Source organism: Aequorivita iocasae, assembly GCF_016757735.1.
GTDB lineage: Bacteria > Bacteroidota > Bacteroidia > Flavobacteriales > Flavobacteriaceae > Aequorivita > Aequorivita iocasae.
The window spans coordinates 678,659-702,974 of the sequence record NZ_CP068439.1 but is presented as its reverse complement, the minus strand read 5'-3'; the positions used below and the strand labels follow the sequence as shown (position 1 = coordinate 702,974).

Genomic DNA, 24,316 nt, shown 5'->3' with positions numbered 1-24,316 from the left:
TTTTAACCACTTAATTTGAATAAAAATTTAAGAGATAGTCTTTCATGATAAAAACAGATATTCTCATTATTGGTGCGGGACCTACGGGTCTTTTCACTGTTTTTGAAGCAGGATTACTTAAACTGAAATGTCATTTGATTGACGCACTTCCACAAGCAGGGGGTCAGTGTACAGAAATATATCCTAAAAAACCAATTTACGACATTCCCGGTTTTCCAGAAGTTTTGGCGGGGGAGTTGGTGAAAAATTTAATGAAGCAGATTGAACCATTTCAACCTGGCTTTACACTTGGCGAACGCGCTGATACAATTGAAAAACTCGAGGATGGTTCTTTCATAGTTACTACAGATAAAGGCACAAAGCATCACGCCCCAATTGTTGCAATTGCAGGTGGACTGGGAAGTTTTGAACCTCGCAAACCTCCTATTACCAATCTTTCAGACTATGAGGATAAAGGTGTGGAATACATTATTCGCGACCCAGAAATGTATCGGGATAAAAATGTAGTTATTTCTGGCGGTGGCGATTCAGCCTTGGATTGGAGTATTTTTTTGACCGATGTCGCAAAGAGTGTTACACTTATTCACCGAAGAAATGAATTCCGCGGGGCTTTGGACAGTGTTGAAAAAGTACAGGAATTAAAAAACCTTGGAAAAATTGAACTTATAACTCCTGCCGAAGTAATAGGTTTGGTAGGAACTAATACTTTGGAAGAAGTAGTAATAAAACAAGGAGCTGAAGTCTTCAACCGTGAGTGCGACCATTTTATTCCTTTGTTCGGCTTGTCGCCAAAACTTGGCCCAATAGCCGATTGGGGCCTTGAAATTGAAAAAAATGCAATTAAAGTAGATAATACCCTAGACTATCAAACAAATATTCCCGGTATCTACGCCATTGGCGACGTAAACACTTATCCCGGAAAGTTGAAATTGATTCTTTGCGGTTTTCACGAAGCAACCTTAATGTGCCAAAGCGCCTACCAACGCATATTTCCAGACAAACGTTATGTAATGAAATATACTACCGTTGGAGGTGTGGAAGGTTTTGATGGAAGTAAAAAGGAAGCACCAAAAGCGATTGTTAAATCAATTGATTAAGTGATGGCCGACGTAAAAATTACTATCATAGACCGTCAAGGCTTAAAACATGAGGTAGACGCGCCCACAGATATGAACATGAATTTAATGGAGATAGTTCGTTCTTACGAATTAGCCCCAGAAGGAACCATAGGCATCTGTGGTGGAATGGCAATGTGCGCGTCCTGCCAATGTTATGTCTTGAGCAATCATGAACTTCCCGAAATGAGCTATGATGAAGATTTAATGCTCTCCGAAGCCTTTAATGTGAAGGAAAATAGCCGTTTGGGGTGTCAAATTTTTATAAAGGAAGAACTCGATGGCCTGCAAGTAGAATTGGCTCCCGAAGTTTAGCGGAGTATTTTCAACACGTCGCCAAGCATCATTTTCACAAACATATTATAGGCAACTTCTGAAGGATGCAACCCATCTGAAGCAACCAATGCTGGTTTTTCCAATCCCTGTTGCGTTATCGGTGTGATATTTTCAAACCGCACTCCTTTTTCATCAGCAGTCTTTTCCGCGAAAGCGTTATATTTTATCAGTTCCGAAGTAATCTTTTCACTTTTTCCAGATTTCTGTCCAAAAGGCGTAAAAGCATAATCTGGAATGGAAAGCACAATCACATTTTCCTTTTTGCCTTTTGCAAAATCAATAGCCATATCCATTAATTTTGGTAATTCTTTTTCGTAAAGCGAGAAAGGTTTCCCTTGGTATTGATTGTTTACGCTTATGAGCAATGTTACCAAATCATAATTTTCGGAAGGATTTTCAGCAGCAATCGCCTTCAACAAATCAGTTGTTGTCCAGCCTGTTTTGGCAATAATTTTAACTGAAATTTTTTCTTTTAAAATTGTATTTAAACTATCCGTAAGTTGTTTTGGGTAATTGCAGTCACTGCAAACGCTTTCGCCAATGGTGTAGCTATCGCCAAGCGCAAGATATTTATATGTTGGTTTTTCCGATGGAGTATTCTTTTTCGAGACTGCGCAGGAAAATGTGGATAAAATTATAAAAAGCAATAAATTCTTGAAATTTAACATATTACGATTCAGTTTTGTAATCAATTAATTTTTGTGGTCCTTCGAGAAGCATTTTCACAACTTTTAGCGTCCCGTCTTCTGTTGTAGAAATTTGCCATTTTATTAATGTAATTTCACCATTTTCTATTTCCAATCCGGTTATACTTCGTGGATGTACACAACTTCCGTCATTAAAAAAAGCAATGTCTCCCGGCTCTGGAAAACGCGGTCTGTGCGTATGTCCAATTATGGTAAAAATGTTTTTATTTTCAACAATCCATCGCTTGGTGCGTCTTTCAACTTTTATAAGCTCCTTGTAATTTTTTGCGGGACTTGTGGGATCGCCAATGCCAAAAATTTGCAATTGTCGCCATAGTGCCCGAACCATAAAACGGTTAAATTTCCAACCTACGTAGTTCATCCAATCGGCTTGATGCCCGTGCATCATAAAGATTTCCTGTCCAGTTTTTTCGTGCTCTAAAATAAGGCCTTCCGTAAATTTAATTCCTGGAAAGAGAGGTGCATCCTTACCTGTGATTTTATCAAAATAGGTGTAAAGTGTTTTTTCAACAAATCTTTGATTCATATAGACCATGTCATGGTTGCCGACCAATCTATAAAGTCTATTTTCTGCATAGAAAAGCTTCAAAAGCTCGTACACATTTTGATGGGCTTCAAAAATATCCTTAAAAAAAAGGTTTTCCCATAGCTCATCTCCATCGCCTATTTCACAATAAGTAAATTCTTTTTTATAGTAATCCTGCAAAGCGTGGAAATAGATATTCCGATTATTGGCGAAATCGTCTGCAAAACTGTTGTCGCCTCGATGGCAGTCGCTAAAAATTATAAACTTTGAGTCGTCATTAAACTGAATACGTCGGGCATTCTTGTAGGCTCGGGACATTCGGTTTCTAGAAGACATGTATCAATTGTTTTTTTAAAGATACAATTTGAAACAGTACAAAAGTAATGGCAAATAAAAAAAGCTTCCCAGTTGGAGAAGCTTTTCAAATAATCAATTTTTTATTGATTAACTAACTTTTTACCGTGGATGGGGCAAAAAATATACTTGCCCGAATATAATTTACCGTCCTCATTACATTTTTTCTCAAGTAATAAACTATTTAATGGAAGATCCACCGTGCGCTCAAAATCACCTAGCTTTATGGTTAGTTCACCATTGCCTAAGGGATCTACGGGTAACACTTCGTTGCCTCGAATGCTTTTATAAAGAACAAAATGTATATTGTTGCCCATCTGTCCTAGCATATTGCCAATCATGGGCTGGATAATCATAAAGAAATTCATAAAATCTGCTGAAATTTCATCTTCTGGTACCACCATTAGATTCTCTCCCTTATAATGTACGGTTAGTTCTTTCAGTATGGCTTCCTCGGTATGGTATGTAATGCCGCCAAAATGACCGATATTTCCTCTAATCACCCCAAAAAGTTCGTAATCACCAAAAATGTTGTTCAATTCCTTAAATTCTTCTTCCGAAGAGGTTGGGTCTTGGGCATAGGAGACTTCCCAAAATTCTCTTGGTAACCACCATACAAACTCTAACATTTCGGGGTTATCGCTACTAAACTGCGTATCGCTTAAAAGCGCATCTAGACTTACGTTTTTTTTATCTTTTTCCTGTGAAAAAGATTGCAGGCATATCAGTATCGCTAGTAGAAAAAGATTTTTTTTCATTTATTGAATAGCGTTTAAACCAGTGATGTCCAAACCGGTAATTAACAAATGAATATCGTGTGTTCCTTCATAGGTAATAACGCTTTCAAGATTCATCGAGTGGCGCATAATGCTGTATTCACCTGTGATTCCCATTCCGCCAAGCATTTGTCTTGCTTCGCGCGCAATATTAATAGCCATTTCGACATTGTTTCGTTTTGCCATTGAAATCTGTGCACTGGTTGCGGTTCCAGCGTTTCGCATAACGCCCAAGCGCCAAGCCAATAATTGTGCTTTTGTGATTTCGGTAATCATCTCGGCCAGTTTTTTTTGTTGAAGTTGGAATTGCCCAATAGGTTTTCCAAATTGAATCCGTTCTTTTGAATAGCGAAGCGCCGTATCGTAACAGTCCATCGCCGCACCGATTGCGCCCCAAGCGATTCCATAGCGTGCGGAATCAAGACAGCCAAGGGGTGCGCCCAATCCAGATTTATTTGGAAGCAGATTTTCCTTGGGAACTTTTACATTGTCAAAAATAAGTTCTCCCGTTGCCGAAGCACGAAGCGACCATTTGTTATGTGTTTCAGGAGTTGAAAAACCTTCCATGCCACGTTCCACGATCAATCCGTGAATTCTACCTTCCTCATTTTTTGCCCAAACTACGGCAACCTGCGCAAAAGGTGCATTGCTTATCCACATTTTAGCGCCATTCAAAAGATAATGGTCTCCATTGTCCTTAAAGTTGGTAGTCATGCCCCCGGGATTACTACCGTGGTCTGGCTCGGTCAACCCGAAACAACCCATCCATTCACCGGAAGCGAGTTTTGGTAAATATTTTTTACGTTGTTCCTCATTACCATATTTCCAGATGGGATACATAACCAAAGAAGATTGTACCGAAGCAGTACTGCGAACACCACTATCGCCGCGTTCAATTTCCTGCATGATCAATCCATATGAAATTTGGTCGAGCCCAGCGCCTCCATATTCCTCCGGAATATAGGGGCCAAAGGCGCCAATCTCAGCAAGCCCGCTGATTATCTGTTCGGGAAATTCAGCTTTTTGGGCATATTCCTCTATAATGGGTGATACGTCGCGCTTCACCCATTCACGGGCCGCTTGGCGTACCAATTTGTGTTCGTCGGAAAGTAATTCGTCTAGATTGTAATAATCTGGAGCTTCAAATAAATCTGGTTTCATACGCTATATTTAAAAGGAATACAAATGTAGAAATCACAACCTTAAAGACCTACATTTTAAAGTAAAATTCCTGCTCTGTTTTTTATTAAGCTTTGGAGGATTGATACTTTTAAAAAAAATATTAATCTTAAAAAATGCACAGAATTTTTCTGATTAATATAAAAATTTTTGTTTTTTATCAGGTTTTGCATGTAAAATATTAATATAAAGCATTGTATTCGATATATTTGATATTCTAATTAATTAAATTATGAAAAAACTTCTACTCTCTATCTTAATTTTTTTGATGCCCCTATTGATTTTTTCACAAGTTGTTCCAATATCTCGTTATTTGCAATTTAATGGTCGCTATGATTTTACTGCCTTTGGAAATACGCTGAATACGGAAGAAAATGGGACTTTCTCAAACTGTACAATTTTAACCCAAAGTAGTGCAGATTTTCAATTAAGCCCTACGCAAACTTTTGTCTCTGCCCATCTTTACTGGTCAGGTCCGGGAAGTGGTGATTTTAATGTTACTCTCAATGGTACAAATATAACAGCCCAGCGTACTTTTTCATTAACTGCTAATACAGGATTAACCTATTTTTCGGCTTATGCAGATGTTACCAATCTTGTTGCTTTTAATGGACAAGGACTCTATACACTTTCTAACCTTGATTTAACCGGCGCTATAGGTCCCTATTGCGCTGGCGGTACAAATTTTGGTGGTTGGGCCATTATTGTTATTTATGAAGATCCATCCTTATTACTAAACCAAATAACCTTGTTTGATGGCTTAGATTATGTAGATAGAAATAATAATGATATAAATATTGTTCTCGGAAATATAAATGCTGCTTCAGATCAAGCAGCCAAGATAGGCTTCTTGGCTTGGGAAGGTGACCGGGGCATCGACATAAATGAAAGTCTCAGACTTAACAATATCCTTATAGATAATCCCCCTCTTAATCCTGGCAATAATGCTTTTAACGGTACCAATAGCTATACCAATTCAGAATTGTTGTATAATATGGATCTGGATTATTACGATCTTCAGGGGTTGAATATCATAGAGCCGGGAGACGACCAGATAGATATCCAACTAAGTTCTGGTCAAGATTTTATTATGGTAAACAATATTATTGTGAGCGTAAATTCGGAGCTTCCGGATGCCACAATCGTAATAGACAATATTGGTGTGCTTTGTCAAGATAGGAATATGGAGGTTGAATATACTGTCGCAAATTTCAACAGCACAGCAGTTTTGCCCGCCAACACACCTATCGCCTTTTATGCCGATGCAGTATTGTTAGGTCAAGCCCAGACAGTTAATGACATCCCTATAGATGGTACTGAAAGCGGAACGATTAATTTGAATATACCGTTGGGAACTCCACAGCTATTTACCTTAAGAGCCGTCGTAGATGACGACGGAACTGGTAATGGTGTGGTTTTGGAAACCGATGAAGGCAATAACGAATATTCACAGAACATAGACCTTTCGCAGCAAGGCTTGTTAATTTTGGGCAACAACCAAAGCTGTGAGGGCAGAACCGAAACCTTAACTGCTAATTTTAACGATTTGGATGTTTATAACTGGTTCATTAATGGAAACCCTATTGGTGGCAATACCCCAACACTTCAAGTTACCCAGTCAGGAATCTATACCGTAAGCGGAACTAAGGCAGCTTGCTTTGTCTCAGAATCACCGGCATTTGTCGTTAACTTTAGTCCACAGCCAATCGCTAATACTCCGGCTGATCTTTTTCGTTGTGATAATGGAGCACATACTGGAATTTTTAATCTTACACAGAATGATGAAAACGTTTTAGGAGGACAAGATCCCACTGTTTTTGAAGTAAAATATTTCACCACACAAGCAGATAGCGAAAATAATGTTAATGCCATACCTAACCCGGGCGCATATCCCATTGCTACTCCTCCTCAACAAACTATCTATGTCCGTATTCATGATAGGGCACAAGAGTTCTGTTATGACCTCGCTCAATTTGAGATATATTTTACTCCTGTTGAAGCGCATACTGTGCCGCCATTTACAACTTGCGATCAAGATGGCAATGGGGGTGAAGAAATAAACCTACCTGTTCAGTTTAATGCAACAATTTTAAATGGTCAAAATGCAGCCGCGTACAATATCTCATATCATATTTCTCAGAACGATGCCGATATGCGAATCAATCCATTGCCAGATTTATACACAGTTCCAGTTCCTGGACAAACTATTTATGCAAGAATTGAGCCTGTTATAGATATAAATTGTTTTGACACTACCACCATTGTAATAATCGTAGATTCACCCCCCATTGCTAACACCCCTCCGGATCCTTTGGTTTCGTGCGATCCTGACAGTGACGGGTATACGGAGTTCACCCTCCATGACGCTGATCTTGCCATTACGGGCGGCGATCCTGCCCTCACGGTGACCTACCACTACACGTACCTTGACGCGCAGACGGACGAGAACGAGCTTTTGGACCCGTTCGTGAACATCAACCCTTACGACGACCGTGTCTGGGCGCGCGTGGAGAGCACTACCACCAGCTGCTATGCCATCGTTGAGCTTTTGCTCGAGGTCCGTGACAGCCCTGTCCTGACCGAGCCCACGCCTTACCGTCTCTGCGACGGTGACGGTGACGGTTTCGAGGTTTTCGATCTCAACGCCAAGCGCTCGGAGGTTCTCAACGGTCTGGACCCCCTGCGCTACGACCTTTACTTCTACCAGCAGGAGCAGGACGCGATCGATGCGGGTATGGCTGCCCTTACGGCGCCGGATTTTTCGCTTGCCATCGGCAATCCGGGCTCTTATACCAATGCCACGCCCAATTCCCAGACCATTTACGTGCTGGGGGTGGGCACGGCTGCCAACACCACTCCCAACAACGGTGCCAGCGGCTGCTACGATATCGTGCCGCTTCAGCTTATCGTGGACCCTGCGCCCACGGCCGTCGAGCCGGCGGACTACCGTCTTTGCGACGACGAGCTCAACGGTAGCACGCCCACGGACCAGATAAGCACCTTCGACCTTACCACGCGTGACCTTGAGGTCTCGGGCGGGGTTCCCGGTCTTTTGGTTACGTGGTTCGAGACCCCTGCCGACGAGGCGGCGGACCTCCCCATCGCGGTCCCGGGCGCCTACCAGAACATATCCAATGCCCAGACGGTGGTGGCCCGTCTCTCGAACGGTTTCGGCTGCAGGGATCTCGTGACCCTGACCCTGGTAGTGGAATCGTTGCCCACCCCGGCGCAGCCGGAGCCCTTGGAGCTTTGCGACCAGGGGGGCGGTTTTGCCGAGTTCGACCTTAGCCTGCGTACCGCTGAGATCATCAACGGGGAGCCCGGGGTAGTGGTCCGGTACTTTCCGGAGCGTGCGCTGGCGGAGGCCGGTGGCCCCGGTGAGATCATCGCGCCCTTCCTCTACACGAACGACGACCCCTTCAGCGACTCCGTATGGGCACGCGTGGAGAACGTGAGCACGGACTGCTATGCCCTCGTGGAGCTGCAGCTCATCGTGGTCCCGTTGCCCGATGCCCCGGACGCGACCTTTATGGACCCGTACCTGGTGTGCGACCTTGACGGCGACGGCCAGGCCATCTTCGATCTGACGGCCCAGGACGCATCGGTCTATGGGGCCCAGGATCCCGGGGACTTTCTTCCCGTTACCTATTATACGGACCTTGTGGCCGCCCAGGCCGGGGCCAACCCTATCGATCCCGCCGGTGCCTTCCCGAGCGCGGGCCAGCCCATCTGGGTGCGCCTGGAGAGCGCGGTCACGGGCTGCGTGCGCATCACGGAGTTCCAGCTCGAGGTAGGCGCCTTCCCCGTCCACGGGAGCCCGCTCGACCTGGAGGCCTGCGACGACGAGCTCAACGGGAGCACCGGTGACGACGGCGTCTCGACCTTCGACCTTACGCAGAACACCCCGCTGATATTGGGCGGCGACCCGACCCTTACGGTGCTGTACTATGCCAGCCAGGGTGACCTGGACAACGATATCCCGATCGCGGCCCCGGGCGCCTACCAGAACGTGGTGGTCCCGCAGCAGGAGATCTTCGTGTCGATCGCCGGTCAGAACAGCTGCCGGGCGGCCGAGAGCTTTTTTATTACCGTCCTTCCCAACCCGGAGCCCGTGCAGCCCTCGCCCCTGTTCGGCTGCGATGTGGACAATGACGGCATTACCCAGTTTGATCTCGACAGCAAGATTGCCGAGATACAGGGCGGGGACCCGACCCTGGCGGTCACCTTCCACGAGACGCGTCTGGACGCTGTGAACGGCCAGTACGCCTTGACGAGCCCCTACCAGAACATCGTGCTCTTCAACCAGACATTGTATGTACGGGCTGCCTTTGCCGCACCGCCGGCGGGCACGGGCTGCTACACGGTCCTTGAGATGGAGCTTGTGGTGGCGCAGAGCCCCGAGCTGCCGCAGGACCTGCCGGACCTTACCGCCTGTGACCAGGGCGGCTTCCATGAGTTCAACCTCCGCGAGAACGAGGACCTGGTCCTGGGCGGCCAGGACCCGGACGATTTTACGGTTACCTACCACTTGAGCCGGGCTGACGCCGAGGCCGGCACGCCGTTCATCGCGCAGCCCGAGAGCTATACCAACACCTCCAACCCGCAGACCATCTGGGTGCGGCTGGCCGATACCGCCTCGGGCTGCTACAAGGTGGGCAGTTTTGACCTGGTGGTCACCGAGGGCCTCCCGATAACCGATCCCGAGCCCTGGGCCAAGTGCGATGACCTGGGCGTTCCCTTTGACGGCACCGCCCTTTTCGACCTTACCTCGCGCAATGCGGAGATCACCAACGGGGTGCTCACCCAGGGCGTGCACTACTTTGAGACGGAGCAGGACGCGCAGGAGGGCCAGAACCCGATCGACCCCGATACGGCCTATGCGAACACCTCGAACCCGCAGGTGCTCTACGTGCGCGTGGAGGACAGCAACAGCGGCTGTATCGCCTATACCACCCTTACCATCAGCGTGGTGGCCAACCCGAGCCCCGTCGCCCCGGACCCGATCGAACTGTGCGACGTGACGGTGATCGTGCCCCCGGGCCCCTACGATGAGACCGAGCTTTTCGACCTGACGGTTCGGGAGGCGCAGATACTCAACGGGAACGGCTGGACGCTTGGCTACTATGAGAGCTACGACGACGCCGTCAACCAGAACGCGGAGATTGTCGCGCCGGAGCTCACCGCGTACCAGAACACCTCCAATCCCCAGACCATTTATGTGCGGACCACCAATGCCGCCTCGCTCTGTTTTGAGATCGTGGAGCTGGAGCTGATCGTCAACCCCTTGCCCGACGATACCGCCGTGGTGTCGCCGTACATACTCTGCGCGCCGGACGATAGCGAGATCGGGGTCTTCAACCTGGAGACCAAGGTCGGGGAGATCCTGGGCGGACAGCCGCAGCCGCCTTTCGCGGTAAGCTTCTACCTGGACCCGGCGGATGCGGAGAGCGGGGATAATGCGATCGTGAATACGACCGCCCACCAGAACAAGGACGCCAACAATGACCCGATCAACCCGCAGCTTATCTATACGGGCATATTGAACACTGAGACGGGCTGCTACATCGGTGGGCTCCAGAGCTTTGAGCTCATTGTCCAGCGGGGTGCGGTCGCGGTCGCGCCGGCGGAGCCCTTCGTGATCTGTGACAACGTGGCCCCCAGCGACGGTTTTGCCGAGTTCGACCTTGGCGATCTCTCCAGCCAGCAGGTATCGGACCTTCGCGCCGGGATCCTGGCGGGCCAGGATCCGGCGGTCTATGAGATCACCTTCCATGAGACGGTGGGGTCTGCAGAGGCGGGGGCTCCCGCCATCGCTTTCCCCTATACGAACATCATCAACCCGCAGCGCATCTATGCGCGGGTGACCAATACGGCCAACCCCTTCTCGCCCCAGTGCTATGCGGTGGCGGAGGTCATCCTTAAGGTGGAGCAGCTGCCCGAGGTCCTGCTTGAGGGCGAATACCGCCTTTGCGTGGACGAGAACGGGAACCCCATTGCCGAGGAAGAGGGGAGCCCGTCCCCCCCCGTGATCGATACGGGCCTTGACCCGGCCCTGTATTCCTTCGTTTGGGAGCTCGACGGTATGATCCTCGTGGGCGAGAACGGCCCTTCCATCATAGCGCTGCAGGGAGGTGCCTATACGGTTTCCTATACCGAGCTGGCGACGGGCTGTGAGGGCACTGCCGGTACGACCGTCACCGTTTCCTCGCCGCCGTTCACCTACGGGGCGAGCCTGTTGAACGGCGCCTTTGCGGGGAACCATATCATTGAGGCCACGGCCACGGGCGACGGCACCTATGTGTACCAACTGGACGACGGGCCCTTCCAGGACAGCAACATCTTTGAGAACGTGGACCCCGGGGCGCACACCATAACGATCAAGGACATCTATGGCTGCGGCAGCGTTACCCTGGAGGTCGGCGTGATAGATTACCCGCCCTATTTTACCCCGAACGCGGACGGCTATCACGACACCTGGAACATAATCGGCATCGCCACGGGCGATCCCGCCGCCAGGATCTATATCTTTGACCGTTTCGGGAAACTGCTGAAACAGCTGAGCCCGCTGGGCCCGGGATGGGACGGCACCTATGGCGGCAGCTTGATGCCCTCGAGCGATTACTGGTTCCGTGTGGAATACACCGAGGATGGCGCCGCCAAGGAATTCAAAGGACACTTTACCCTAAAACGATAACAGTAATTATGAGCATAAAACGAATCCCCCTTATCCTACTTTTGTTAACCTCGCTTTATGGATTTTCCCAGGATGGCATTCCGGTATATTCCGACTATCTTTCGGATAATTTGTATCTGCTGCATCCGTCAATGGCTGGTGCCGCAACGCACAATCAGTTGCGCTTAACGGCTAGGCAGCAGTGGTTCGATCAAGATGAAGCCCCAAACCTGCAGACGGTGAGCTTTAACGCAAGGCTTGGGCAACGGTCGGGCGTAGGGGCTATATTCTATAATGACCAAAACGGTTATCATTCACAGACTGGGGGTTACCTAACGTATGCCCACCATATTATGTTTTCAAGAAGCGAGGCGGACCTTAACCAATTGTCGTTCGGCCTGAGCGCCGGGCTCACCCAATCGCGCTTGGACGAGACCAATTTTGACCTTTCGGATTTCGACCCGGTGATCGGCGGCATCATACAGAGCACCTCCTATTTTAATGTGGACGCGGGCCTTTCGTACAACTTCCTGGATTTTTCGGGGCATTTTACGGTGAAGAACATCATATTCCAGAATAGGTCGATCTATACTGAAAAATATGAGCCAAACAACCAGCGCAAATACTTGGTTTCCGCTGCATACGCAATCGGCGGATACGGCGCGGACTGGAGCTACGAGCCCTCGTTCCTCTTCCAGTGGGCGGAGCGTACCGGCGAGCAGGCCGTGGACGTGAACTTCAAGGCCTATAGGGCGATGGACTTCGGCCAGCTGTGGGGGGGCTTATCGTACAGAAGAAGCTTGGATGGCGCCGAGTACCTAAACGGCGAAGAGGTAAAGGCGCAGAAGCTGCAGTGGTTCACGCCCATCCTGGGGGTGAACTACAAGAACTTTATGTTCGCCTATACCTATTCGTACCAGGCTGGAAACGTAAGGTTCGAGAGCGGCGGCTTCCACCAGATCACCCTGGGGTACGACTTCCTGGGGGGAAGGCCCGAGCCATACGATTGCAACTGTCCCGCCATTAATTAAGAAAATTTGAAAATTTAAAAGCGTTAACTATAAATTTATTTGGAATTGAGGGGTGGTATCTTTATGTGGAGCGCGCTGAAGATAAATTGAATAGGAGATTACAATTTTAAATAAAACTGCTTGACTAATTTTTTATATTCCTCGGTATAATTGTGGCGTGAAGTTTCAATAGTTAGGTTTTCTATTTTTGCGGGAGTATTTTGAAAGGAGAACTCCAGCATGCTCCTTTTCTCTTCGGAGGATTCATTGCCGCGAACTCGACATATTCTGTTGGGAAATAGATTTACTTCCGAAGCAATTTTAATAAAATTTTCTTCTTCTTTTCGCGGAATGATTACCGAAAATATCCCTTCGTCTGAGAGTAGAATCGAAGCACTTTCAATTAGTTCCTCAAAAGGAAGCGCGTCGTTAAAACGCGCAATGTCTCTAGGTGCAGCGGTAGTTTTATAATCTTCTGAATAAAATGGCGGGTTGGAAACTATGAGGTCGTATGTATCTTCAATTTCGGCAACAAACTCTTCCAAGGATGCGTGATAGCAAAATAATCGATCGCCCCAAGCGGAATTTTCAAAGTTGTCAACGCATTGTTCGTAGGCATTTGCGTCAATTTCAATTGCGTCAACCATTTCGGCGTGGGAACGTTGTGCCAATTGCAAAGCGATAATTCCAGTGCCAGCACCGATATCCAAAATTGAAAAGGGGCTGTTTTTAATAGAAGCCCAAGCGCCAAGCAAAACGCCATCTGTGCCAATTTTCATAGCACAGCGGTCTTGTTCTATTGTAAATTGCTTGAATTTAAAAGGCTTCAAAGGATTGAAGATTTTGGGATTTATTTTTTAGGATTTATTTGGAATTTGGTGCTTGTAATTTGGAATTTCTATTAAAGGTACATTTCTATCAAACCTTCAGGGACCTTCAAAAGAATGGTTTTGTTTTCCCGATTCACTTTTTTGATGAAATGGTCGATCATGGGGATCAAGATTTGTTTTCCGTTACGGTCTATTTCAAACAAAGCTTGTGATGTAGTGTCGTTTACACCGGTAATTGTACCGATTTCTCCGAAAGATTCGTCTTCGGCGGTAAAACCGATGATTTCATGATAGTAAAATTTATTGCCCGTAAGCTTTGGCAGAAATTCCAAAGGGAGGTATAGGTGTGCGCCAATCAACGCATTTGCTTCCTCTTCTGTTTTTACATCTTCAAAGCGTACACGGAGTAGTTCACTTTTGTGCAATGAGCTTTCCTCAATAAAAAATGGAATCAGGTTTTTGCGTTGTTCCACAAAAACCGATTCCATTTCGGTAAAAAGTTCGGGTTCATCTGTATCTAGTTTAATGAGCAGTTCCCCCTTAAAGCTGTATTTTTTAACGATTTTGCCCAAGTAGAAGCAATTCTCCTTTTGCATCGCTGAATGTTTACGCTTCTGAATCTTTCTTTTCCTCTGCTTTTGCCTCTTCGGCAGTTTCCGCTTCTACTTCTTTCGTTACGTTAGCTTCTGGTTCGCCTTCTTCAGTTACGGCAGCGCCTTCATAATTTTCCTCGGTAGCTTTCTCTTCGGCAGGGGCGGCAGCGGCAGCGGCTTCAGCAGCACGTTTTTCGCTTACGGCTTTTTCGGCAGCAAGTTTTTCAGCTTTTTCTTTTTCCTTTGCTTCAGAAAGACTTGCTTTTTTGTGATCGATTGCACCTTTTTTGCTTTCCAGCCACTCGTTGAATTTTGCTTCAGCTTGTTCTTCTGTCAAAGCACCTTTACGTACCCCACCAGCTAGGTGATTTTTCATTAAAGCTCCCTTGTAAGAAAGAATAGCACGGGCAGTGTCTGTAGGTTGAGCCCCGTTTTGAAGCCATTTTACAGCGCTGTCAACGTCTAGGTCAATCTGTGCAGGGTTGGTAGTTGGATTGTAAAATCCTAATTTTTCAAGGAATTTACCATCTCTTTTTGAACGGCTGTCTGCCGCGATGATCCAGAAATAAGGTTTACCTTTCTTTCCGTGTCTTTGTAGTCTGATTTTTACAGGCATATTTAAAAATTAATTTTTGGGGTTCCCGACCCCGGTTATAATTAAGGACGGCAAAGATAGTATATTTTCTTTTTGAAATTCAACCAATTAAAGTTTTTATTTTACATTTGTCAAAATCCCTAAATACTCCTTAACCTATGAAAAAGTTTCTATTTGTTCTTTTAGCTACCCTCTCGCTTATTTCGTGCGAAGATACACAAACCAATGAGCTTGCCCTACAGGCCAAGGTGGATGATAGACTATATGCATCTGCCGATGCGCGCGCGGCATTAAATGAGGATGGATCACTTACCATCCAGGGGTTCAATGACGAAGAGTCTATGACTATTCAACTCTCACGTTTAGGCGAAGGCAACTTTAGCATTGGGCAGGGCAGCGCTAATTATGCTGTTTATGAAGATATGGGCGGAAATATATATACCACTAATCCAAATGGAGAAGGTGTTGTGACTATTTCAGAACTTAACGAAACCAATAAAACACTTTCGGGAACATTTAATTTTAATGCCTTTTTACCGGGAATTGACACTATCTATGTTTCTAAGGGCATCCTTTATAATGTGTCATATACTGGTGGAGATATCGTGGATCCCACAAATGCTGGCTTGTTTAGCGCTAAAGTGGATGGCAATCCTTATATTCCAGTTATCGTATCTTCACGTAATACGGGAAATACCATTATAATTTCTGGAAGCACGGCCAATGCCACCATGGTAATATCAGTTACCGCAGGGGTAGAGCCGGGTGAGTATATTTTGCCAAGAGGAGGATTTTCAGCAAAATACCAAGGGGTGTCGGGGCCTGAAGATACGGTTGAGGGATTGATAACCGTACTTGAGCACAATGTTTCTGAACAAACTATAAAAGGAAGCTTTTCCTTTATAACAAATAGGACAGAAATTACCGAAGGGGAGTTTGATGTTACATATTAGTTAACCTCCAGCCTTCAATTTTCCCACAAAAGGTTAAAGCTTGTTAAATTACACTAAACTTAGGTTAATAATTCGTTGAAAGCCTTTATTCATGGTATATTAGGATATATCCGAATGAAGTTGAACAGTTGTCTTTAGCGGAATGATGATGAAGAAAACAACTGTAAAATTTAAAACGAAAGAATATGAAGTTTACTGAAAAAATGTCGAACAAATTAAATGAACTGTTAGAGAAAAATTATGACGCCGAAAAGGGTTATAAAAAAGCAGCTGAAAATGTAGAAAACACTAAGCTGAAACAATTCTTTAACGAACAAGCTCCAAAAAGATACGATTTTGGTCACGAAATAAAGAACGAAATCAAAAACTATGGCGAAACTCCTGAAAAAGGTGGAAGCGCTACGGGAGCAATGCACAGAACTTGGATGGATATTGAAACCGCTTTTTCTTCCAATAATGAAGAAACAATTTTAGAGGAAGTCCAAAAAGGTGAAAAAGCTGCTATTGAAGAGTACAATGAAGTAATTCAAGATACAACATTGCCTCCTACAACACAGAAAATTCTAACCAACCAGCGCGACGCCATCCAGAATGCATGCCAAAGTGCCAAAAACTTTGAAGCTGTAGTATCCTAATAAATAATCTTGAAAAAGAAGAAAGAAAACCGTTTTCGGAAATACCGGAAACGGTTTTTTTTGTGAACAACTCCTAACAATTTAACTTCCCAAAAGCGGGAGGTTTTTCTATTTTTACTTTTTCCAAAAATGTTCCCTGTGCGCAGTCGAACGGAAATCTTAAATCAGCAATCTTAAATCAAAAATCACTAATCCCAATGTATTTAATCTTCGATACAGAAACAACAGGTCTTCCCAAACGCTTCAACGCTCCCGTGAGCGATAGCGACAACTGGCCGCGCTGTATCCAGATTGCATGGCAGTTGCACGATGCAAACGGAAAACTCTTGGAGCACCAAGATTATTTGGTAAAGCCCGAAGGGTTCAATATTCCTTTTGATGCCGAAAAAATTCATGGTATTTCAACTGAACTTGCCACTGCTGAAGGGATTTCGTTGGAAGAAGTTGCTGAAAAATTTCAAGAAGCGCTTTCAAAAACGAAATTCATCGTCGGTCAAAATGTAGACTTCGACGTAAATATAATGGGCGCGGAATTCTTCCGCTTGGGGATAGAAAACCCACTCACGAAACTTCGGGTTTTGGACACCTGTACAGAAATTACCGCTCAACTTTGCCAAATTCCGGGCGGTCGCGGCGGAAAGTTTAAACTGCCGACCCTGACCGAACTTCACGAATTTCTTTTCAGTGAACCTTTTGCCGAAGCCCACAACGCAACTGCAGATGTGGAAGCGACTACGCGCTGCTTTTTGGAATTGATTCGTCGGCAGATTTTTACGATTGAGGAACTGGACGTACAGCCGGATTACTTCGAAAATTTTTCCGAAGCGAATCCGAAAACCATTGAATTAATTGGGCTTGAGCATATAAACCTTAAAAAGGCCTCGGAAAATATCCGAAGGCAGCTGCAGGCCGCTTCCGATAGCGACAGAATTTCTTCCGAAGAAATAAAGGAAAACGTAGCTACATTGGAGGATGCGCCATTTGTTCATCTTCACAACCATTCGCAGTTTTCAATTTTACAATCTACTTCTAGCACACAGGATTTGGTAAACGCAGCCGTGGAAAACAATATGACGGCGGTCTCCATCACCGATTCGGGGAATATGATGGGCGCATTTCACTTTGTGCAAGCTGTTGCCAATTATAATAAATCGCTAGCAGATTTGCCAAAAAATGATGATGAAGAAATTTCAGCACAGCCAATAAAAGCAATTGTTGGTTGCGAGTTTTTTGTGTGCGAAGACCATTTAAACAAAAACCATAAAGACAACGGCTACCAAATTGTGATGCTTGCCAAAAACAAAAACGGCTACCACAATTTGGCAAAAATGGCTTCCATCGCTTATACTGAAGGGTTTTATTACGTCCCGCGAATTGATAAAAATATAGTCGAAAAATATAAGGAAGACATCATTGTTTTAACAGGGAGTCTTTACGGCGAAGTGCCCGGAAAGATTTTGAACATAGGCGAGAACCAAGCTGAAGAGGCTTTGCTTTGGTGGAAGGAAATGTTTGGTGAAGATCTGTATGTGGAAATTATGCGCCACGAACAAGAGGACGAAAAGCGCGTAAACCCTGTGCTCATAGAGATGGCCAAGCGCAATAACATAAAACTCGTAGCCTGCAACAATACCTATTATATTAAAAAGGAAGACGCCAATGCGCACGATATTTTGCTGTGCGTAAAGGACGGTGAAAAACAGGCAACACCCATTGGTCGGGGCCGAGGTTATCGCTACGGTCTGCCAAACCAGGAATATTATTTCAAATCGCAGGATGAAATGAAGGCTTTGTTCAAAGACCTTCCAGAAGCGATATTAAATATTGAAGAGGTTGTTTCAAAAATCCAGCCTTTCTCTTTGCACCGTGATGTGTTGCTGCCCAATTTTGGTATTCCGCAAGAATTTTTGAATGCTGAAGACATCGATGGGGGCAAGCGGGGTGAAAATGCCTATCTGCGCCACTTAACGTATGAAGGAGCCAAAAAACGCTATCCCGAATTATTGGAAGTTTCCTATGAAGCCTTGACCGATTTTGAAATTCCCGAGGAAGCCTCGCAACGCGTAAAGGAAATAAAACAGCGTCTCGATTTTGAGCTGGAAGTAATCGCCAATACGGGCTATCCGGGTTACTTTTTGATTGTACAGGATTTTATTGCCGAAGCCCGACAAATGGGTGTTTCCGTTGGGCCGGGTCGTGGTTCGGCGGCCGGAAGTGCCGTGGCGTATTGCTTGGGAATCACAAATATTTGCCCTATTAAGTACGATCTGCTTTTTGAGCGTTTTTTGAATCCAGACCGTGTGAGTATGCCCGATATCGACATCGATTTTGATGATGAAGGCCGAAGCAAGGTAATGGATTACGTAATCAACAAATACGGCAGCAACCAAGTGGCACAGATTATCACTTACGGAACGATGGCCGCCAAATCTTCCATTCGAGATACGGCGCGGGTTTTGGATTTACCTTTGAATGAAGCCGATCGGATTTCGAAATTGATTCCGAATATGACCAAGCTGAACAAAATCTTCGGTTTGAGCGAGGCGGAATTGCGAAGCCGTTTCCGAAGTGATGAGCTTCCAAAAGTAAACGAGCTTTTAAATCTTTCCGAAGGAAGTGACCTTGAAGCGCAAACCATAAATCAAGCAAAAATTCTGGAAGGGTCTGTTCGAAATACAGGAATCCACGCCTGTGGGGTAATTATTACGCCCAGCGATATTACCGATTTTGTTCCTGTCGCTACGGCAAAAGATTCCGATCTGTATGTCACCCAGTTCGACAACTCGGTTGTGGAAAGTGCAGGTTTGCTAAAGATGGACTTCTTGGGGTTGAAAACCCTAACGTTAATAAAGGACACGGTAAAACTCGTAAAGCACAAACATAACATTGACCTCGATCCGGATAACTTTCCGCTCGATGATGAAAAAACCTACGAGCTTTTCCAAAGAGGGGATACGGTTGGTATTTTTCAGTATGAATCTGCCGGAATGCAGAAATATATGAAGGAATTGAAGCCAACGGTATTTGCAGATCTTATTGCTATGAACGCGCTTTATCGTCCGGGGCCGATGGAATACATTCCAAGTTTCGTAAGAAGAAAACACGGCGAGGAAGAGATTGAATACGATCTTCCCGCGATGGAGGAATATTTAAAAGAAACCTACGGAATTACGGTCTATCAGGAGCAGGTGATGCTTTTGTCGCAAAAATTGGCTGGTTTTACGAAAGGGGAAGCCGATGTTCTAAGAAAGGCGATGGGGAAAAAGCAGAAAGCGGTACTTGATAAAATGAAGCCGCAATTTGTTGCCCAAGCTGCCGAAAAAGGACACGACCCCGAAAAGCTTGAAAAAATCTGGAAAGATTGGGAAGCCTTTGCGAGTTATGCCTTCAACAAATCGCACTCTACTTGCTATGCTTGGATCGCTTACCAAACGGCTTATCTAAAAGCGCACTATCCCGCGGAATATATGGCGGCAGTCCTCAGCAATAATATGAGCGACATAAAGCAGGTTACCTTTTTTATGGACGAATGCAAACGGATGGGCTTGACCGTTTTGGGACCCGACGTAAACGAATCCTTTCACAAATTTACCGTTAATGACCAAGGCGCCATCCGTTTTGGAATGGGGGCCGTTAAAGGCGTGGGCAGCAGTGCCGTAGCAACGATTGTTGAGCACAGAAAAGATGGAAAATACAAATCGGTTTTTGATTTGGCCAAGCGAATAGATTTGCGCTCGGCAAATAAAAAAGCCTTTGAGAACTTAGCATTGGCGGGCGGTTTTGACAGTTTTGACACTCACCGCGCGCAATATCTGCACGACGATGGTGACGGGGTGATGTTTCTTGAAAAAGTGCTTCGTTATGCGGCAAAATATCAGGAAACGCAGAATTCTTCACAGGTAAGTCTTTTTGGCGATGCCAGTGAAGTACAAATCCCCGAACCCGAAGTTCCGCCTTGTGAGGAATGGGGCACCATGAAAAAACTGAAACAGGAAAAGGAAGTTGTTGGGGTTTATATATCGGGCCATCCGCTGGACGATTTCAAAATTGAAATGGAAACCTTTACCAACTGCAAAGTTTCGAATTTTAACCATTTGGAAGATTTTCTGAACAAGGAAATGTGTTTCGGAGGGGTTGTGAGCGATGTGCAGCACCGGGAATCGAAGGCCGGCAAAGGGTGGGCTATTTTTACGGTTGAGGATTATGACGATAGTTATGACTTCAAAATATTTGGGGAAGAATATTTAAAATGGCGCCATTTCCTGGTTCCGAATAGCTTCATTTACGGGCGTGTTTTTGTGAAGGAAGGATGGACCAACCGCGAAACAGGAAAAAAAGGTGAACCGCGACTTCAATATAACAGCATCCAATTGCTTCACGATGTCATGGAAACCCACGGAAAAAAATTGACCATTACCATGCCTTTACAAGATTTAAAGGAAGGAAAAATAGATTCGCTTAAGGATTTGGTAAAAACCCATAAAGGCGAAAAGCAATTGTATTTTGTGGTTTATGAAAATGATGAAAAGATTCACTTAACTATGCCCAGCAGAAAGCATAAGATCAATATTTCAAAGGAGTTGCTGGATGAATTGGAAAGAGAACAGTTTCACTATAAATTAAATTGAAAGCTAGTAACTAGAGTCAAAACGAAGAGCTAATAGCCAAAAGCGCACAGCCAACAATAAAAATAAACAATACAATCATTTCCTAAACATATATTAACGCAACGGGATTTAGCATAAAAATTAACTATTTTTGAAATTCATTAAAAACAAAGATTATGGCATTAGAAATAACAGACGCAACATTTGAAGAAACCGTATTAAAAAGTGACAAGCCGGTATTGGTTGACTTTTGGGCAGCCTGGTGCGGGCCTTGCCGAATGGTAGGACCTATAATAGAAGAGATAAGTAAGGAATACGACGGTAAAGCCGTGGTAGGAAAAGTAGATGTGGATGCAAACCAAGAGTTTGCAGCTAAATATGGAGTGAGAAATATTCCAACTGTTTTGGTATTCCAAAATGGCGAAGTAGTGGGCCGTCAAGTAGGCGTTGCTCCTAAAAACGTATATGCTGAAGCGATTGATTCGCTTTTGTAAAATATCTAGAAAAGAAAAATTAAACCCTAAAAGGCTTGGCTTATTGCTGGGCCTTTTGTTATTTTTATATTTGTCCCTTACGGGTAAATTAGGGGTATGCTTTTATAAATGGGAACATCCCCCAGCCCCCCTTTAATGGGGGAATTTATTTTAACTAAAAAGAACATTTGTAAATGGAAAAAACAAATAAAGTACAAGATAAAATAGACGGCAAGTTACTGGAGGAACGCAAAGTGTTTCTCTGGGGAATGGTAGATGATAAGAGTGCCCGCCACGTTGTGGACAGGCTGATGTATCTGGACGCGCTGAACCATGATGAAATTAAATTCTACATAAACAGCCCCGGCGGTTATGTTACTTCGGGATTTTCAATATATGATACTATTAAGGAGTTAAAAAGCCCGGTCTCTACAATTTGTACCGGTTTGGCGGCATCTATGGGCAGTATTTTGCTTTCAGCAGGAGAAAAGGGAAAACGTTTTATACAGCCGCACGCCCGTGTAATGATCCATCAGCCAAGTGGCGGTGCAAGGGGCGTTGCCAGCGATATTGAAATTACTGCCCAGGAAATTTTAAAAACAAAGGAGATAAGTGCACGTATTTTAGCTGAAAACTGTGGGCAAACGTTTGAAAAGGTTATGAAAGACTTTAACCGTGACCACTGGATGAATGCCGAAGAATCTGTAGATTACGGAATTGTTGATGATATTTTAAAATAATATTAAGCTTTCTCCCCTCACCATTGAAGGAAAGGGGCAGGAGGTGAGGATATATGAATATAGAAAATGAAATAAATGAAATTATAGGTTTCAAAAACCTCGAGCTACTTGCAAAACAAGTAGTAGAGGGTTTTATTTCTGGGCTTCATAAGAGTCCGTTCCATGGATTTTCCGCAGAATTTGCCGAGCATAAAATTTACAACAACGGTGAAAGCACCAAGCATATAGACTGGAAGCTTTTTGCCAAAACCGATAAGCTTTACACCAAGCGTTACGAGGAAGAAACCAACTTGCGTTGCCATTTAATTGTGGACAATAGCAGCTCTATGCACTACCCAAAGCTGAAGCAATTCAACATAAATTCCTTGAACAAAATTGGGTTTTCAGTACTGGCTTCCGCAGCCATTATGAACTTGATGAAACGGCAGCGCGATGCCGTGGGGTTGAGTATATACAGTGACGATTATGAATTTTATGCTTCCGAAAAGGGAAGTGAGCGACACCACCAGATGCTGCTTCAAAAGTTGAACGAGGCCTTACTTTCTCCAAAAGAAAAATCACAAACCAAAACGTACGAATATCTTCATTTAATTGCTGAAAAACTGAAACGGCGTTCGTTGGTTTTTCTCTTTACAGATATGTTTCAAAGTGATGCCGAAGCGGAAAAGCTTTTTGAAGCCCTTCAACATTTAAAATACAATAAGCACGAAGTGATTTTATTTCACACCTTTGATAAAAAGCGTGAGGTAAACTTTGATTTTAGCAACCGTCCAAAGCGTTTTGTAGATGTTGAAACCGGAGAACATATAAATCTTTATGCAGATAATATTAAGGAACAATACGAAGAAGCAGTTCAAAATTACTTTACCGAACTGCAATTGCGCTGTGCCCAGTACAGAATAAAGTATGTTCTGACCGATATAAACGAAAGTTTCAACAAAATTTTGACAACCTATCTAGTAGAGCGTCAGAAGTTTGGATAAAAATCATTATTTTTTAAAAAAATAGTTTGCGAAAATGAAATGGAGTGGTATATTTGCCACCGCTTAATACAGCAAGGGAGTATTCCCCAAAAGTATGGTTACAATTTTTCACTTTGCCCAACTGTTGTTGGGGTCCCGATTTATCTGGATTGAAAATTTGGTCTGGTAGTTCAGTTGGTTAGAATACCTGCCTGTCACGCAGGGGGTCGCGAGTTCGAGTCTCGTCCAGACCGCAAGAAAAGTCTCACGAAAGTGAGACTTTTTTTTGACGAGTGAGATGTTTATTCTCAGCCTTTTTAAATATCTTTTATGGTAAATTGAAGTATTCAAAAAAATTACTCTTTGATAAATTTCAAAATGCAATTTTTCTGTTCCATATCTGTGACCTTCAAAAAATACATTCCCAAAAAGCAGTTGCCTCAAATTATTAAACACTTTTGTGTTAACAATGGTAGTGGTGCTCTTTATATTTAAAATATCACGCGATGGAACGGGATAAAGCGCAATGGAATTTACAGTGGTTTCCTCTACCTCCAGATGGTCAATTACCGTATTAATAACAATATTGGTAATTACGGGAGGATTAAAGTCGAAATAAATAGCGGCATTGTTTCGAATAAAATCTCCTACTTCTATATTGCTTTTGGGTTTAATTTTATATTGGATATAGCCGTGGGATCCAGCTTCATTACTTGTGGAATCAGGCAGGTTGATGTCGTTGAAGATAAATTCCACTTGATTGCCTCGGTAATTTCGACTCTGTTAGTATGGCGTATATTTTCAATCTGCAAGGTATTCCAGTCCAGATTTGAATCCAGTTTATTGCTTACGCTCACATTCATTGCAGAAGCAGTTCCGGTGTTTTGAAAACGAATGATGTAATGTAGATAATCATCCACCTCATCGAGCGAAATACTTTCGCCTTACAGTACCTCGGTATATCATTGGGGTCTATACATCCTATCAACACCTGTTCTAGTGAAAATGTATTGTTCGGTTCGGTCTTGTCCTTATTCACTGGAGCTTTTGTTGCATTAAAGAGGAGGAGGTCATCAATCTGCGTAATTGACGGAAGGGCCATCTGAAAGCTTAAATTGATGCTTCTGGTTTCTAAAGGCTCTCATATCTATACTTTATCTATAGCAATTAATTGGCTTTAAGATGAATTAATTGTTAATTTGAAGAAAATGCATAATTACCTTATCTACTGATGATTATTTGGTTAATTACT

General features: G+C 44.4%; 17 protein-coding genes, 1 tRNA gene and 2 pseudogenes. 11 read left to right on the top strand and 9 right to left on the bottom strand.

Features of this window, described 5'->3' with window-relative positions:
* The first annotated feature begins 44 nt into the window (after positions 1 to 44).
* Positions 45 to 1,097: an NAD(P)/FAD-dependent oxidoreductase gene (locus tag JK629_RS03340; protein WP_202337219.1), complete on the top strand. Its 1,053-nt coding sequence runs from the start codon at positions 45 to 47 to the stop codon at positions 1,095 to 1,097.
* Positions 1,098 to 1,100: 3 nt separating this feature from the next.
* Positions 1,101 to 1,430 (top strand): 2Fe-2S iron-sulfur cluster-binding family protein, encoded by a 330-nt coding sequence (locus JK629_RS03335; protein ID WP_202337218.1) that lies wholly within the window; start codon positions 1,101 to 1,103, stop codon positions 1,428 to 1,430.
* Here JK629_RS03335 and JK629_RS03330 read toward each other — a convergent pair.
* The 4 genes from JK629_RS03330 to JK629_RS03315 all read right to left on the bottom strand — a co-directional run bounded on the left by JK629_RS03330 (position 1,427) and on the right by JK629_RS03315 (position 4,975).
* Positions 1,427 to 2,119 carry an SGNH/GDSL hydrolase family protein gene (locus JK629_RS03330; RefSeq protein WP_202337217.1) on the bottom strand — a complete coding sequence of 231 codons (693 nt, stop codon included), beginning with the start codon at positions 2,117 to 2,119 and terminating at the stop codon, positions 1,427 to 1,429. The genes JK629_RS03335 and JK629_RS03330 overlap by 4 nt on opposite strands.
* A gap of 1 nt (position 2,120) precedes the next feature.
* Positions 2,121 to 3,020, bottom strand: a complete 900-nt coding sequence (locus tag JK629_RS03325) for a metallophosphoesterase (RefSeq protein ID WP_202337216.1) — start codon at positions 3,018 to 3,020, stop codon at positions 2,121 to 2,123.
* A gap of 101 nt (positions 3,021 to 3,121) precedes the next feature.
* Positions 3,122 to 3,796 (bottom strand): cysteine peptidase family C39 domain-containing protein, encoded by a 675-nt coding sequence (locus JK629_RS03320; RefSeq protein WP_202337215.1) that lies wholly within the window; start codon positions 3,794 to 3,796, stop codon positions 3,122 to 3,124.
* Positions 3,797 to 4,975: an acyl-CoA dehydrogenase family protein gene (locus tag JK629_RS03315; protein ID WP_202337214.1), complete on the bottom strand. Its 1,179-nt coding sequence runs from the start codon at positions 4,973 to 4,975 to the stop codon at positions 3,797 to 3,799. It lies immediately after the preceding gene.
* 250 nt (positions 4,976 to 5,225) lie between these two features.
* Here JK629_RS03315 and JK629_RS03310 point away from each other — a divergent pair, with 250 nt between their 5' ends.
* Both JK629_RS03310 and JK629_RS03305 read left to right on the top strand, forming a co-directional pair.
* On the top strand, positions 5,226 to 11,687 hold the full coding sequence (locus tag JK629_RS03310) for a T9SS type B sorting domain-containing protein (RefSeq protein WP_202337213.1): 6,462 nt from the start codon (positions 5,226 to 5,228) through the stop codon (positions 11,685 to 11,687).
* 8 nt (positions 11,688 to 11,695) lie between these two features.
* Complete coding sequence (locus JK629_RS03305; protein WP_202337212.1) at positions 11,696 to 12,697, top strand: PorP/SprF family type IX secretion system membrane protein; 1,002 nt, start codon at positions 11,696 to 11,698, stop codon at positions 12,695 to 12,697.
* A 98-nt stretch (positions 12,698 to 12,795) separates the two neighbouring features.
* Here the strand turns inward: JK629_RS03305 and JK629_RS03300 are convergent, their stop codons facing one another.
* The 3 genes from JK629_RS03300 to JK629_RS03290 form a co-directional block, all read right to left on the bottom strand.
* Complete coding sequence (locus JK629_RS03300; RefSeq protein WP_202337211.1) at positions 12,796 to 13,455, bottom strand: tRNA1(Val) (adenine(37)-N6)-methyltransferase; 660 nt, start codon at positions 13,453 to 13,455, stop codon at positions 12,796 to 12,798.
* 122 nt (positions 13,456 to 13,577) lie between these two features.
* Positions 13,578 to 14,102, bottom strand: a complete 525-nt coding sequence (gene rimM, locus JK629_RS03295) for a ribosome maturation factor RimM (RefSeq protein WP_202337210.1) — start codon at positions 14,100 to 14,102, stop codon at positions 13,578 to 13,580.
* A gap of 10 nt (positions 14,103 to 14,112) precedes the next feature.
* Positions 14,113 to 14,715, bottom strand: coding sequence for a 30S ribosomal protein S16 (locus JK629_RS03290; RefSeq protein ID WP_202337209.1), 603 nt, complete (start codon positions 14,713 to 14,715; stop codon positions 14,113 to 14,115).
* Between the two features lie 137 nt (positions 14,716 to 14,852).
* Here JK629_RS03290 and JK629_RS03285 point away from each other — a divergent pair, with 137 nt between their 5' ends.
* The 7 genes from JK629_RS03285 to JK629_RS03255 all read left to right on the top strand — a co-directional run bounded on the left by JK629_RS03285 (position 14,853) and on the right by JK629_RS03255 (position 23,318).
* Positions 14,853 to 15,647, top strand: a complete 795-nt coding sequence (locus tag JK629_RS03285; RefSeq protein ID WP_202337208.1) for a DUF6252 family protein — start codon at positions 14,853 to 14,855, stop codon at positions 15,645 to 15,647.
* A 185-nt stretch (positions 15,648 to 15,832) separates the two neighbouring features.
* The gene (locus JK629_RS03280) at positions 15,833 to 16,282 is read left to right on the top strand and encodes a ferritin-like domain-containing protein (protein ID WP_202337207.1); all 450 of its coding nucleotides are present in this window, start codon (positions 15,833 to 15,835) and stop codon (positions 16,280 to 16,282) included.
* A 197-nt stretch (positions 16,283 to 16,479) separates the two neighbouring features.
* Positions 16,480 to 20,910, top strand: a complete 4,431-nt coding sequence (gene dnaE, locus JK629_RS03275; protein WP_202337206.1) for a DNA polymerase III subunit alpha — start codon at positions 16,480 to 16,482, stop codon at positions 20,908 to 20,910.
* A 155-nt stretch (positions 20,911 to 21,065) separates the two neighbouring features.
* Entirely contained in the window at positions 21,066 to 21,383 is a 318-nt protein-coding gene (trxA, locus tag JK629_RS03270; RefSeq protein WP_068761863.1) for a thioredoxin, read from the top strand.
* A gap of 173 nt (positions 21,384 to 21,556) precedes the next feature.
* The gene (locus tag JK629_RS03265; protein WP_202337205.1) at positions 21,557 to 22,102 is read left to right on the top strand and encodes a ClpP family protease; all 546 of its coding nucleotides are present in this window, start codon (positions 21,557 to 21,559) and stop codon (positions 22,100 to 22,102) included.
* 53 nt (positions 22,103 to 22,155) lie between these two features.
* On the top strand, positions 22,156 to 23,085 hold the full coding sequence (locus JK629_RS03260) for a DUF58 domain-containing protein (RefSeq protein WP_202337204.1): 930 nt from the start codon (positions 22,156 to 22,158) through the stop codon (positions 23,083 to 23,085).
* Positions 23,086 to 23,244: 159 nt separating this feature from the next.
* A tRNA-Asp gene (locus JK629_RS03255) sits at positions 23,245 to 23,318 on the top strand.
* Between the two features lie 376 nt (positions 23,319 to 23,694).
* On the opposite strand, the pseudogene JK629_RS15690 reads toward JK629_RS03255, so the two are convergent.
* Both JK629_RS15690 and JK629_RS15685 read right to left on the bottom strand, forming a co-directional pair.
* Positions 23,695 to 23,820 (bottom strand): annotated as a pseudogene (locus JK629_RS15690) (DUF7619 domain-containing protein); the annotation flags it as partial.
* 32 nt (positions 23,821 to 23,852) lie between these two features.
* Positions 23,853 to 23,999 (bottom strand): annotated as a pseudogene (locus JK629_RS15685) (DUF7619 domain-containing protein); the annotation flags it as partial.
* Between the last annotated feature and the right edge of the window lie 317 nt (positions 24,000 to 24,316).